General features: G+C 60.9%; 13 protein-coding genes. 7 read left to right on the top strand and 6 right to left on the bottom strand.

All coding sequences use genetic code 11. From position 1 onward, the window contains the following. Positions 1-4: 4 nt before the first annotated feature. Both K3756_RS08910 and hpt read right to left on the bottom strand, forming a co-directional pair. Positions 5-181 carry a hypothetical protein gene (locus K3756_RS08910; RefSeq protein ID WP_259986775.1) on the bottom strand — a complete coding sequence of 59 codons (177 nt, stop codon included), beginning with the start codon at positions 179-181 and terminating at the stop codon, positions 5-7. After that, positions 174-719 carry a hypoxanthine phosphoribosyltransferase gene (gene hpt, locus K3756_RS08905; RefSeq protein WP_259986774.1) on the bottom strand — a complete coding sequence of 182 codons (546 nt, stop codon included), beginning with the start codon at positions 717-719 and terminating at the stop codon, positions 174-176. Before hpt ends, K3756_RS08910 begins: the two co-directional genes overlap by 8 nt. Before the next feature lie 68 nt (positions 720-787). Between hpt and K3756_RS08900 the strand changes: the two genes are divergently transcribed. Further along, positions 788-1,231 carry a type II toxin-antitoxin system RatA family toxin gene (locus K3756_RS08900; protein WP_259986773.1) on the top strand — a complete coding sequence of 148 codons (444 nt, stop codon included), beginning with the start codon at positions 788-790 and terminating at the stop codon, positions 1,229-1,231. Between the two features lie 17 nt (positions 1,232-1,248). Next, positions 1,249-2,529 carry an MmgE/PrpD family protein gene (locus K3756_RS08895; protein WP_259993458.1) on the top strand — a complete coding sequence of 427 codons (1,281 nt, stop codon included), beginning with the start codon at positions 1,249-1,251 and terminating at the stop codon, positions 2,527-2,529. Positions 2,530-2,582: 53 nt separating this feature from the next. On the opposite strand, the gene K3756_RS08890 is transcribed toward K3756_RS08895, so the two are convergent. The 4 genes from K3756_RS08890 to K3756_RS08875 all read right to left on the bottom strand — a co-directional run bounded on the left by K3756_RS08890 (position 2,583) and on the right by K3756_RS08875 (position 5,982). Further along, complete coding sequence (locus K3756_RS08890) at positions 2,583-3,764, bottom strand: ammonium transporter (protein ID WP_259993455.1); 1,182 nt, start codon at positions 3,762-3,764, stop codon at positions 2,583-2,585. Positions 3,765-3,900: 136 nt separating this feature from the next. Further along, the gene (locus tag K3756_RS08885) at positions 3,901-4,377 is read right to left on the bottom strand and encodes a CinA family protein (protein WP_259993454.1); all 477 of its coding nucleotides are present in this window, start codon (positions 4,375-4,377) and stop codon (positions 3,901-3,903) included. Further along, positions 4,367-4,855, bottom strand: a complete 489-nt coding sequence (locus K3756_RS08880) for a phosphatidylglycerophosphatase A (protein WP_259993453.1) — start codon at positions 4,853-4,855, stop codon at positions 4,367-4,369. The genes K3756_RS08885 and K3756_RS08880 overlap by 11 nt, the downstream gene beginning before the upstream one ends. Beyond that, positions 4,852-5,982, bottom strand: a complete 1,131-nt coding sequence (locus K3756_RS08875) for a bifunctional 2-C-methyl-D-erythritol 4-phosphate cytidylyltransferase/2-C-methyl-D-erythritol 2,4-cyclodiphosphate synthase (protein ID WP_259993451.1) — start codon at positions 5,980-5,982, stop codon at positions 4,852-4,854. Before K3756_RS08875 ends, K3756_RS08880 begins: the two co-directional genes overlap by 4 nt. Positions 5,983-6,125: 143 nt before the next feature. Between K3756_RS08875 and dusB the strand changes: the two genes are divergently transcribed. The 5 genes from dusB (at position 6,126) to K3756_RS08850 (ending at position 13,376) form a co-directional block, all read left to right on the top strand. Then, positions 6,126-7,148, top strand: a complete 1,023-nt coding sequence (dusB, locus tag K3756_RS08870; RefSeq protein WP_259993449.1) for a tRNA dihydrouridine synthase DusB — start codon at positions 6,126-6,128, stop codon at positions 7,146-7,148. Beyond that, positions 7,145-8,269 (top strand): nitrogen regulation protein NR(II), encoded by a 1,125-nt coding sequence (locus K3756_RS08865; RefSeq protein ID WP_259993448.1) that lies wholly within the window; start codon positions 7,145-7,147, stop codon positions 8,267-8,269. The genes dusB and K3756_RS08865 overlap by 4 nt, the downstream gene beginning before the upstream one ends. After that, positions 8,270-9,637 (top strand): sigma-54 dependent transcriptional regulator, encoded by a 1,368-nt coding sequence (locus tag K3756_RS08860; RefSeq protein WP_259993447.1) that lies wholly within the window; start codon positions 8,270-8,272, stop codon positions 9,635-9,637. A gap of 147 nt (positions 9,638-9,784) precedes the next feature. Next, the gene (locus tag K3756_RS08855; protein WP_259993446.1) at positions 9,785-11,986 is read left to right on the top strand and encodes a PAS domain-containing sensor histidine kinase; all 2,202 of its coding nucleotides are present in this window, start codon (positions 9,785-9,787) and stop codon (positions 11,984-11,986) included. Continuing rightward, positions 11,979-13,376: a sigma-54 dependent transcriptional regulator gene (locus tag K3756_RS08850; protein ID WP_259993445.1), complete on the top strand. Its 1,398-nt coding sequence runs from the start codon at positions 11,979-11,981 to the stop codon at positions 13,374-13,376. Before K3756_RS08855 ends, K3756_RS08850 begins: the two co-directional genes overlap by 8 nt. The last annotated feature ends 48 nt before the right edge of the window (positions 13,377-13,424 follow it).

The following is a 13,424-nucleotide window of genomic DNA, read 5'->3' as shown; positions in this document are numbered from 1 at the left end:
GCGTTCAGAAACGGCGGTTCAAACGTTCGGCCGTGGCCCACTGTGGCCATAGGCCCAACTTTTCCAGACCGATAATGAGCAGGGCAACCGCCACCACCCCGAACACCAGCTTGACCCGGCGTGCCGACGGCGGGCTCTGGGACCAGCGCTTCATGCGCAACAGGTGACGGATATCAAGCATCGCCGGTAAAGCGGACTTTGCCGATGAAGGGCAGATTGCGATTGCGCTGTGCGAAATCGATTCCGTAGCCCACAACAAATTCATCGGGAATATCGAAACCGGTGAAATCAGCTCGCAGATCGACCTCCCGCCGGGTCGGTTTGTCCAACAACGCAGCAGTTTTGAGCCGTGCAGGCCCGCGCGACCGCAGAAGCGATGTCACGTGGTGCAGCGTATGGCCGGTGTCTACGATATCTTCGACGACAAGCACATCGCGTCCTTCAATTGCGCCGCGCAAGTCCTTGAGAATGCGGACTTCCCGGCTGCTTTCCATTCCGTCGCCGTAACTTGACGCCTCCAGAAAATCGACTTCGATCGGCAGATCGAGCTCTCGAACCAGATCCGCGATGAAAACGAACGATCCGCGCAGCAGGCCGACAACGATCAACTTGTCTGTATCGCTGAATTCGGCGCGAATGTCGTGGCACATGTGCTCGATCCGCGCAGCGATGGATTTGGCCGAGATCATCTCGTCTATGACATAGGGTCGCGTGGGCATGGGCATCTCTTGATTGTTCGGGAGCGCGGTCTTTGTTACAGCGCTAACCAGACAAGAGACGGAAATCAATGCCAACCCACCAAGAGACCCGCGTGCTGCCCTACACCGCCCAGCAGATGTATGATCTGGTCGCCGATGTGGAATCCTATCCCAAATTTCTGCCCTGGACCGCAGCGGCCCGCATCAAGCGCGAAGACGATATGGGCGATCACCGTGTGATGGACGCCGATCTGGTCATCTCGTTCAAGGTGTTCCGTGAGCGTTTCACCAGCCGCGTCGTCTTGTGGCCCGATGACCGGAAAATCGATACGGAATATCTGGATGGTCCCTTCAAATACATGAAATCCAACTGGAGTTTCGCGGATGTAGAGAGCGGCTGCGAAGTCTGCTTTTTTGTGGATTTCGAATTCAAGAACGCGATTCTGCAGCGGATCATCGGGGTGGTTTTCAACGAGGCCATGCTGCGCGTGGTGCGGGCCTTTGAAAAACGCGCGGCAGAACTTTACGGCTGATCGGGGGCGGAATTGCGATGGGACTGACCAAACGGTTGATCGGTTTTGCGGGCGTCGATGTGCCTGCACCGGCCTTGGCGATGATGCGGCTTTCGGTGTTTGACTGGGCAGCCTGCGGAATGGCGGGGGCTAACACGCCCGAGTTCCGGTCTTTCGTCGCGGCGCAATGCACGGAGGAAGGCCCCGCACATCTTTTCGGGGGAAACAGGATCGGCGCGGCGGGTGGCGCGCTGGTCAATGGCACGCTCAGCCACGCGCTGGATTATGATGACACCCATTTCGCCCACATCGGCCATCCATCTGTCGCGGTACTGCCTGCCGTTTTTGCCTTGGGCGAAACGCTTGACGCGTCGCTGGACGAGGTCGTCGCCGCAGGTGTCGTGGGCGTCGAGGCGTCGATCCTCGTCGGTGTCTGGCTGGGGCGGGAACACTACCAGATCGGCTATCATCAAACGGCAACCGCAGGTGCCTTCGGGGCCACACTGGCGGCCTGTCGCTTGCTGGGATTGCCCGCGATACAGATCCGGCACGCGCTTGGTTTGGCCGCCTCGATGGCGTCCGGCATCAAGGGCCAATTCGGCACCATGGCCAAACCGTTGAATGCGGGACTGGCCGCGCGCACGGGCGTGGAGGCTGCACTTTGGGCGCAGGCCGGCATGACAGCGGCACATGACGGGCTGGCGGGGGAGAACGGCTTTGGAGTTACCCATCACGGGGCAGGGCAAGACGTAAAGCTTCCCCGAAAAGACTGGGCCATTTCAGAGATCAGCCATAAATTTCACGCATGTTGTCACGGGCTGCACGCAACACTCGAAGCTTTGGCGGGAAGTACCGTTTCGACGGAACGCTTGGCTGCCATCCGCATCCGCACCCACCCACGGTGGATGACCGTTTGCAATATCGCGGCACCAAAGACGGGGCTGGAGGCGAAATTCAGCTATGCCCAGACGACGGCGATGCTCCTTCTGGGTCATGATACCAGCGCGCAGACCAGCTTTACCGACGCAATTTGCCGCGATGCCGCTGTTAAGGCGTTGCGCGACAGGATCGAAGTGATCCCGGACGATACGCTGGCAGAGACGGAAAGCCGCGTCACGCTTCAGCTCGACAGCGGTGAAGTGCGGCGGCTGCGGCATGATCTTGCCACGCCAATGAGCCTCGAAACACGCGCGGCAAAGCTGCAAACCAAAGGCTGCGGGCTTTTGGGGGATGACCTTGCCGAGGCGCTTTGGGAGGCTTCGATGGGTGACGATCTATCGGCCCTCACGGAGCTTTTTGCCGCCCATCCAAAGACGTAAAAAGGGCGCCGCAACTGGTGCGACGCCCTCTGGCATGGTTACCGCAAGGTGGCTCAGCTGGACATGTCGTAGGCCCGTTCACCGTGCACGGTCAGGTCAAGCCCGCTCGTTTCCGTCTCTTCATTAACGCGAAGCGGGGTGATCGCCCGGCAGACGAAGATCAGAACGACCGTCACGATTGTTGTATAAACCCCCACAATCGCCAGCGACCCCAGCTGTGCCACGTAGGTTCCGGCACCGAACACGGCGATCATGATCGTGCCGAAGATACCCCCAACGCCGTGTACCGCCATCACATCGAGCGTGTCGTCAATCTTGATCTTGTTGCGGATCAGGACAACAGCCTCCTGACACAGGATGCCGGCAACAGTGCCGATCAACAGCGCCTCCCACGGGCCGACATAACCCGACGCGGGCGTGATCGACGCAAGACCGGCAATCGTGCCGGTCACGATGCCGACAAGCGATGCCTTACCGAACTTGACCTTCTCCCACAGCGCCCAGGTCAGCGACGCAGTCGCGGCAGAAATGTGCGTCACGGTAATCGCCATCGCGGCGCCGCCGTCCGCGGCCAATTGCGAACCGCCATTAAAGCCGAACCAACCGACCCACAAAAGCGCAGCCCCCATCATGACCATTCCCGGGCTGTGCGGTGGTGTCGTCTGGTTCTTCCGCGCGCCCAGAAAAACGGCAAGGATCAGTGCGGCGATGCCGGCTGTTTCGTGCACGACAATGCCCCCTGCAAAGTCCCGCACCCCGGTTTCGCCAAAGATACCGCCATCGGCGAGCATACCGCCGCCCCACACCCAGTGTACAACCGGTGCATAGCACAAAAGCATCCACAGCCCCGAGAAGAGCAGGACAAACCCGAACCCGATACGCTCGACATACGCACCGACAATCAGCGCGGGCGTGATGATGGCAAACGTCATCTGGAACGCAAAGAACAGTACTTCGGGCAGGGTGCCGGACAGGCTGTCGACGGTGACACCGTTCAATCCCGCCTTGGCCAAACCGCCCCAAAGGCCACTTTCACCGGGACCGAACGCGATCGAGTAGCCCACAAAGAACCACAGAACGCTCATCAAACAGGCAATTGCATAGCAGTGCATGAATACGCTGAGCACATTGCGCGCCCTGACCAGCCCTCCGTAAAAGAGCGCAAGCCCCGGCAGTGTCATCAGCAGCACAAGCGCTGTGGCCGTCATGATCCATGCAGAATCGGCACCATTCATCGGTTATCTCCCCTTTGTTTCGGAGCGATAGAGCGCAGGTCGGTTGATGAATAAAGCAGCGATGTTTCGCGGCACGCTCGAATCTTGGGCAAATCGGCGACTGCTGCCAAATTGGTCAGATTTGAGGTGCGTTTGCTTAGTTTTCAGGCATCTCGTGAAGTGCATCGTAAAGCAGACGCAGAGCGTGATCGCGTGCCGCAGCCCTGACCTCCGCGCGTCCCAGCGCACCGAAGTCCACGGTTGTGGTGGCTGTTCCCGATCCGGTTGCCACTCCGAAGCAGACGCGCCCTTCGGGTTTATGCTCCGATCCGCCCGGTCCGGCGATACCGGTCAGGGACACCGCCAGCTGCGCGTTCGATCTTTCAAGCGCCCCTTGCGCCATTTCCGCGGCAACTTCGGGCGACACGGCCCCGACGGCCTCCAGTGTAGCGCTCTCAACACCGAGCATTTGTTCTTTGGCAGCGTTGGTATAGGTGACGAACCCTCTGTCAAATGCCGCCGAAGATCCCGGTAAATCGGTAAGCGCTGCGGCGACCATACCCGCGGTACAGCTTTCTGCCGTGGCGATCATGACACCCAGATCACGCGCCCGCGTCAGGATGTCAGCGCGCATGGTAAAGTCCGGCCAGCACCAGCACACCGATCGCGGCAAAGACACCCGCGATCACGTCGTCCAGCATCACGCCAAGCGCATCGCCGCGTCGATCGGCCCGGCCGACCAGCCACGGCTTCCAGATGTCGAACAGCCTGAACAGCAAAAATGCGGCAATCCAGCCCGGCCACATCACCGTGATATCGATCCCCATGCGCCAACTTGCCAGCGACAGGGGCATGAGAGCGATCCACTGGCCAACCAGTTCATCGACCACGATTTCGGAAGGATCGTGATCGTCGCTGCCTTCGGTCAGCTTGGCGGTTGCCCACCATCCCTTGAAAAATGCAGCGACCGTGGCGAGCACCAGCAAAGGAAACCCGCCGATGACGTGCACCAGCCACGCCCACGGCAATGCGACGAGAGACCCCCACGTGCCAGGGGCAGGGCGGATATATCCCGCGCCCAGCAAAGTAGCGATCATCCGGGCCAGCGTCATGACTTCACCAAAGTCGCCGTCGCAAGACAGGCAATCCCTTCTTCGCGGCCCGTGAAGCCAAGGCGTTCGGATGTCGTGGCCTTAACGGACACGCGGTCGAGCGCGACGCCCAGAATATCGGCCAGACGGTCGCGCATGGCGGCGGCATGTGGCCCAATCTTGGGCTGTTCGCAGATCAGGGTGCAATCAACATGGGTCAACGTGAATCCGCGGTCGCGGGCCATATCCTTGGCGTGCCGCAGGAAAATATCGCTTGCGGCCCCTTTCCATTGCGGATCGGACGGAGGGAAATGGGTGCCGATATCACCGGCAGCGAGCGCGCCGTAAATCGCGTCCGTTACGGTGTGCAAGCCGACATCGGCATCCGAATGGCCGACGAGCCCGCGATCATGCGGCACCGTGACACCGCACAGCGTTACGTAATCCCCCGGCCCGAAGGCATGCACGTCGAACCCGTTGCCTGTCCGAATGTCCATTCTGCTCTCCAACACTCTTGCCGCCCGGGCAAAATCTGCGGGCATTGTAATCTTGATATTGTCTGCGGCGCCAGCGGTGATGGCAACCGCCATTCCCGCGGCACGGGCAATGGCGACATCATCATCGGCGGGCCCCTCGGCTTGCGCGTAGGCCGCGAGCAAGGCGCGCCGGTCAAATCCTTGCGGTGTCTGCGCGGCAAAGAGGGTGCTGCGGTCTTGCGTGCCCACAACATGACCGTCCGCGCCGTGCCACAGGGCATCCGTGATGGGCAAGCCGGGGGCAGCGGCTTGGGCTTGGCCCAATGCCGCGCAGACGCCGCTTATTACATCGGCGGACACGCAAGGGCGCGCCCCGTCATGAATCAATACGAGATCCGCCTGTGGGCAGGCCGCAAGTCCGTTGCGAACGGATTCGGTACGGGTGGCGCCACCCGACGCTATTGCAATATCATTATCCGCAATATCAGCAACGCGGTCGAAATCTGCATCCGACACAACGATGACGATATCGGTGATTGCCGGGTGATCCTGAAACGCGCGCAGGGTATGATCTATGACCCGCTGGCCCGCGAGCGGTTGCCATTGCTTGGCGACAGGACCGCCGGCGCGCGTTCCCTTGCCTGCAGCGACGATGATGGCTGTAACGTGCATGGCTGACCCTTTGCGTATGCCTGCCCGATGTTTAGGCAATCGGGATGCGGCGTGCAATCGGCAAGCGGAGCGCCTAATTTTTAGGCAGCAACCAGCGTGACAGCGCCGCACGGGACGCGATTTTGTTGAACTGCTGCGGGCAAATGGCTAAGTCAAATGGGGTCTGCACAAGGATTAAGCATATCTCCTCCGCCTTGCCTCTTGATCTCACGCCCCCCGTGTTTCTGGCGCCTATGGCCGGGATCACGGATTTGCCGTTCCGCGCGCTGGTGGCCGAGTTTGGCGCGGGGCTTGTCGTATCCGAGATGATCGCGAGCCAAGAGCTGCTGACGGCACGCCCCGGCACGCGCGAGAAGGCAGAGTTGGGAATAGGCGTGGCAGGTACGTCGGTGCAGATCGCGGGCCGAGAGGCCGCTCCGATGGCGGAAGCCGCGCGGCGGATCGCGGGGCAGGGCGCGCGGATCATCGACATCAACATGGGGTGTCCCGCGAAAAAGGTAACGTCAGGCGCGTCCGGGTCGGCGTTGATGAAGACGCCCGATCACGCGCTGAGCCTCATCGAGGCGGTCGTGGAAGCTGTCGATGTGCCGGTCACTCTCAAGACCCGACTGGGGTGGGACAACGACATGCTGAACGCAGCTGGCATCGCACGGCGTGCCGAAGAAGCCGGCATCCGGATGATCACGATCCACGGACGCACGCGGTGTCAGTTCTACAAGGGCAAGGCCGATTGGGCCGCGATCAAAGGTGTTGTTGACGCGGTCGACATTCCCGTCATCGCAAATGGCGATATCACCGACGCCGACACCGCGCGCACGGCTCTGGCGCAATCGGGGGCTGCGGGTGTGATGATCGGGCGGGCGGTTCAGGGCCAGCCTTGGCTGTTGGCCCAGATTGCGCAAGCCCTTTACGCAACACCCGCGCCGACGGTGCCCACCGGCGATGGCTTCGCCGCGATGGTCGCGCGTCATTATGAGCATATCCTGTCGTTCTATGGAACCGATCTCGGGGTGCGCGTCGCCCGCAAGCATCTGGGCTGGTACATGGACACTGCGGGCACAGATCCGGTGCAACGGCGTGGTGTCCTCACGGCGCGCACCGCGGCCGAGGTATTGGCACGGCTTCCGGATGCGTTTGGTGCCGCCCCTCTGGGGCATGTGGCATGACCGAGCGCCCCGACCGAAACCTGACCGAAGAGCGCCCCCTGTGGGCATCGCTGCCCGTGCCGTCGGTTCTGATCGCGCCCGATGACACCATCGCCGACGTGAACGCCGCCGCCGAGGGGTTTCTCAACGCCTCGCACAAGGCGGTCTACGGCCAGCCTGTGTGGGACATCATCGCAGTGGACGCGCCGCTTGAAGACGCGTTTGCCAAGGCGCGCGCCCGCGGCACCACGCTTTTTGTCAACGATGTGGATGTCGGCAGCGGCCAGCGGGCCCCGCTCCAGTGCGGCTTGCAGATTGCGCCGCTTTCGGGGGCGGCTGGGGTCATGATCATGATGATCTCGCCGCGTGAGCTGGCCGGGCGCATGACACAGAACCATTCGGTCAAATCTGCCGCGAAATCCGCCATAGGCATGGCAGAAATGCTCGCCCATGAGATCAAGAATCCGCTCGCCGGCATCACGGGGGCGGCGCAGTTGCTCAGCATGAACCTCAGTCAGGATGATCTTGAGCTGACAGATCTGATTGTTGCCGAAAGCAGGCGGATCGTGAAGCTGCTCGAACAAGTTGAACAATTCGGTAACCTGACGACGCCGGTGCGCGAAGCGGTCAATCTGCACGACGTTCTGGACCGCGCGCGCCGTTCGGCCCTTCTGGGTTTCGGCGCGCATATGAAGATCATCGAGGACTACGACCCGTCCTTGCCCGCGGCGCTCGGTGACAAGGATCAATTGCTGCAAGTCGTGCTCAACCTTGTGAAGAACGCCTCCGAAGCGGCAGGCGGTCGGGGCGGCACGATCAGGCTGCACAGCTACTACGAACACTCCTTCCGGCTGCGGCGTGCGGACGGGCAGGGCATGGCATTGCCGCTCCAGATCGAGGTGATCGATGACGGACCGGGCTTGCCCGAAAACATCAAGGGCGACGTGTTCGATCCCTTCGTGTCAGGCCGCGAGAACGGCACCGGGCTGGGTCTCGCCCTCGTGAGCAAGATCATATCGGAGCATGGCGGCTGGATCTCGGTCGACAGCGTTCCCGGCCAGACGGTTTTTCGGATTTCTCTGCCCCGTGCAGATGCAAATACAGAAGCGGCCCGCGTGGCTGCCAACAAGGAGAGCGGATAAATGGATGGCACGGTACTGGTTGCGGACGATGACCGCACAATCCGCACGGTTCTTACCCAGGCGCTGACGCGCGCGGGGTGCAAGGTGCACGCCACGTCGAGCCTGACCACGCTGATGCGGTGGGTCGGCGAGGGCAAGGGTGACGTTGTCATCTCGGACGTCATGATGCCGGACGGCAACGGATTGGAGATGCTGCCCAAAATCGCCGAAGACCGGCCGGACCTTCCCGTGATCGTCATATCGGCCCAAAACACGATCATGACCGCGATCAAGGCAGCCGAAGCGCAGGCCTACGATTATCTGCCCAAACCTTTCGATCTGCCCGAGTTGATGAAGCGGGTGGCTCGTGCGCTCGAACGTGTGGGCACGCCGCGCGCGCCATCTGGCAATGCGCCCGAAAAGGACGAAGATGATCTGCCGATGGTGGGCCGCACCGCGGTAATGCAGGCGCTCTACCGTGTGATCGCGCGGGTCATGAATACCGACATCCCGGTGTTGATCTGGGGCGAAAGCGGCACGGGCAAGTCCTTGATTGCCCGCGCCATTCACGATCTTTCCGACCGGCGCAGCCTGCCTTTTGTAACCGTGACCGAGGCGGACCTGTCGGACATTGACGGCCCCGCGCGTGTCTTGGCCAAGGTGCGCGGCGGTACATTGCTGATCGACGAGATAGGCGACATCAGTCACGAGGTACAGGCGCGCATCACGCGGATGATGGATGCAGATCACGACAATCCGCCGCGATTTGTTGCCACGTCGCAGGTGGACTTGAGCGGCGATCAGGTCGACAGCCCCTTGCGGCGCGATCTTTATTACCGTTTGTCCGGTGCGACGCTTCATGTGCCCGCCTTGCGCGACAGGGTCGAGGACATTCCGCTGCTGGCGCTGCATTTTCTGGAAAAATCCGATGTTCACGCCGCCGGACCAAGGGCGCTGTCTGCCCCGGCCGACAAGATCTTTTCGAACTATTCATGGCCCGGGAATGTGCGCCAGCTCGAGCACGCGATGCGCCAACTCGCACTCACCAGCCGCGCCGTCGAAATCACGCAGGCCGAGGCCGAACAGGTCGTCGGAGGGCAGCCTTCCGCCGAGCCTCTGGTCGCTTACGGCAATACGGAAAAGCTGGGCGCAAGTGTGGAGCGGCATCTCAAGCGTTACTTTGATCTGCACGGGAATATGCTGCCACCGCCCGGGCTCTATCAGCGTATCCTGCGTGAAATAGAAGCGCCATTGATCGAAATTTCGCTCGCCGCAACCAGCGGAAATCAGGCTAAATGTGCCGAATTGCTCGGGATCAACCGCAATACCTTGCGCAAGAAGATTACGGACCTCGAAATAGAGGTTACACGCGGCCGCAAAATGATGTAAAACTGCCACATAAGCGTGGCCATCGGGGGACAAACCCGATCAGGACCACATAAAGCGGCGGTCAGCTGTCCTCCGGACAGCGCATAGGTGAGGGCGGTTGGGGTGGCATCCCGAACGGGCAGATCACAGTTACTCAAGCTCGTGCGTATGCGGCGGGCAAGACGGGTGCGCAATGCGGCGACCTTGGGGCTCGTGGTGTTGGGTCCGCTGCTGGCATTTGCGACCTATATGGCGCTTGGCCCCTTGGGCGAATCCAGCAACACACTACTGCTGCGTCTGATCCTGCTTGCCGATCTGGTCTATATCCTTCTACTCGCGGCGCTTGTGCTCAGCCAGGTTGCCCGCTTGATCGCGGCCAGACGTGCAAAATCTGCCGGGTCGCGTCTGCACCTGCGTCTGACCGGGGTTTTTGCCCTGATGGCGCTTATCCCCACGGTATCGGTCGCCGTTTTTGCCGGGTTGACGGTCAATGTCGGGCTGGAGGGCTGGTTCTCCGACAGGGTGCGCGGCGTGGTCGGAAATTCGCTTTTGGCCGCCGAAGCCTATGAGAACGAGGAGCGCAACGGCCTGCGCGTGGACGCGCTGGGTCTTCAACGCTACATTGACCGCAGCCGCCGCGCGGGGATCGAACTGAGCGACAGTGAGCTTCTCGCCGAGGGTCAGCGGCAGGTCCAGCGGGGGCTGAATGAAGCGTATCTCATTGACGGGACAGCCGAAATTCGCGCACGCGGCGAGCGGTCGTATCTCTTCAACTATGACGCGCCAACGCCCGAGCAGATCGCGCAAACCAGCGGCAGCGATGTAACGATCATCGAAGACTGGGACGCCAATGAGTTTCGCGCGCTCATACGGCTCGACAGCTACGTGGACAGGTTCCTGTTCATCAGTCGGGAAGTGGACGGCGAAATTCTCAGCTTGCTGGACGAAACCAAGCAAACCGTTCTGCTCTACCAGCAGCTCGAGCGTGATCGCGGCCGCCTCCTGTTCGAATTCGGGCTCGTATATCTTGCCTTTGCGGTCATCCTGATACTTGCCGCCGTGTGGCTGGGCCTGTGGTTTGCCGAACGGCTGTCAGGCCCGGTCGGCCGTCTTACCGGCGCGGCGCAACAGGTCGGTTCCGGCAATCTCGATGTGCAGGTGCGCGAGGATGACGGCGATGACGAAATCGCAATGCTGGGCCGGTACTTCAACCAGATGACCAAACAGCTCAAGGGCCAACGCAACGCGTTGCTCGACAATACGCGCCAGATCGAACGGCGCAGACGGTTGTTCGATTCAGTGCTCAGCTCTGTAACCTCCGGCGTGGTCGGGCTTGACCCCGAAGGTCGGGTCACCTTTGTCAATCGGTCCGCCATGCGGCTTCTGGATTGGGAAGAAGACCAGCAATCGCTGGCGTTGTCGGTTGTTGTGCCAGAGTTCGGATCGCTGTTTGAAACCCTGACGTCAGGCCCCGCCGAAGCCGCGCAGGAAGAAGTGAAAGTGTCCCGTCAGGGCCGTATGGAAAACCTGCTGGTTCGCATGTCCACCCGGCGGAGCGGGGATGGCCGGCTCGAAGGGTATGTGGTTGCGTTCGATGACGTGACCGATCTTGTCTCCGCGCAGCGCATGGCCGCATGGGGAGACGTTGCCCGCCGTATCGCGCATGAGATTAAAAACCCGCTCACCCCGATCCAGCTCTCGGCAGAGCGGATCAAGCGCAAGTTCGCGAGCAAGGTGGGCGAGGAATCGGACAAGCTGGAGCAGATGACCGGTGTGATCATTCGCCAGACCGGTGATCTGCGCCGGATTGTCGACGAGTTTTCCAAGTTTGCGCGGATGCCGGAACCCGAACGCAAGCAACATGATCTCGTCCATCTGGTGCGCGATGCGGTGCTGTTGCAAAAGACCGGTCGCCCGGACATCAGGATAGAAGCCGATTTGCCCGATGCCCCGCTCGAGGCTGAAATCGACGCCACGATGATTTCTCAGGCCCTGACCAATCTGATTAAGAACGCGGGCGAAGCCATTGATACCCTGAAAGAAAAAGAGGCCCCCGCTGATCTGGTTCCACAGGTCAAGGTACGGCTGGAGGCCACACCCTCTGCGGCGACGATCACCATTGCCGACAATGGATGTGGCCTGCCCGAAGATCGCGCGCGCTTGTTCGAGCCCTACGTTACGACCCGAAGCGAAGGGACCGGTCTCGGCCTGCCCATCGTGAAGAAGATTATCGAAGAACACGGCGGAACCCTTGTTCTGAGCGACGCCCCCGTTTTCGAAGGGCAGTCACACCACGGTGCCATGGCGGTCGTCACATTGCCGCTGGACCCGACCCATACCGATGAAAAAGAGGACCCTGAGCATGAGTGATATTCTGATTGTCGACGACGAACGCGATATCCGCGAGCTGATCTCGGATATTCTGGAAGACGAAGGTTTTGCCACCCGGCTTGCGGGCAATTCCGAAGACGCGATGCAGGCCGTCAACGCCGAACCGCCCGCTTTGATGGTGCTGGATATCTGGCTCAAGGACAGCAAGATGGATGGCATCGACATCCTCAAGGCGGTGAAACGGGACAACCCCGATGTGCCGGTCGTCATCATTTCCGGGCACGGAAATATCGAAATCGCCGTCGCCGCCATCAAACAGGGCGCTTACGATTTCATCGAAAAACCCTTCAATATCGATCAGCTGCTCGTGGTGATCAGACGGGCGATGGAAACGTCGCGGCTGCGGCGTGAGAACATCACGCTCAAACGCCGCGACGGCAGCCCCGCTGACATGATAGGCAATTCCGCGGCGTTCCGTACCCTGATCGGCCAGCTTGACAAGGTCACCAAATCCAACGGCCGGGTGATGCTTACCGGCCCTGCAGGTGCAGGCAAGGAAGTCGCGGCACGCTATATCCACACAAACTCCAACCGCGCCTCGGCCCCCTTTGTCACGGTGAATTGCGCGGGGGTAGAGCCCGACCGTATGGAAGAAGTGCTGTTTGGCCGCGAAACCCCCGATCGTGGCGTGGAGCCGGGCTTGCTGGAGCAGGCGCACGGCGGCGTTGTCTATTTCGACGAAGTCGCAGACATGCCCCTCGGCACACAGTCGAAGATTCTGCGCGTGCTGGTCGACCAGCAATTCACCCGGGTAGGGGGCAACGACAAGGTGCGCGTCGATCTGCGGGTGATTTCAAGCACGAACCGCGACCTGAACGCCGAAATCGAAAACGAACGCTTCCGCCAGGAACTCTACCACCGCCTCAACGTCGTTCCCATTGCAGTGCCTTCTTTGGCAGAACGGCGCGAAGACATCCCGCTTCTTGCGGAGCATTTCATTGCGGAATTCAATAAGTCGCAAGGCCTGCCGCAACGCGATATCACCGAAGATGCAACCGCGCTGATGCAGACGATGGTCTGGCCGGGTAACGTGCGCCAGCTCAAAAATCTGGTCGAAAGGGTTCTCATCCTGGGTGAGGGATCGGCGCCGATCGAAGCACGCGAACTGCCGGGTGAAGAGGAAACAGGCGATACCGAAGGACGTGTCGTGCTGTCAGGCGCGATGGCCAGCCTGCCACTGCGCGAGGCCCGCGAAGCATTCGAGCGCGAATATCTGCTGACGCAAATCAATCGTTTCGGGGGCAACATCAGCCGAACAGCCAATTTTGTCGGGATGGAACGCTCGGCGCTGCACAGAAAACTCAAAAGCCTCGGTGTGGTCACCTCCGCGAAATCCGGCGCCCGCGTTGCCCACGTTGACGAAGTCTGAAAGCTTTCTCATTTGGCGTGAAATACTCCGGGGGAGTCCCCGACCCAA

Source organism: Sulfitobacter sp. S190 (assembly GCF_025141935.1).
In the GTDB taxonomy this organism is placed as follows: Bacteria; Pseudomonadota; Alphaproteobacteria; order Rhodobacterales; family Rhodobacteraceae; genus Sulfitobacter.
Note: the sequence above shows the minus strand (reverse complement) of the source record. Positions and strands in the feature narration are given on the sequence as shown.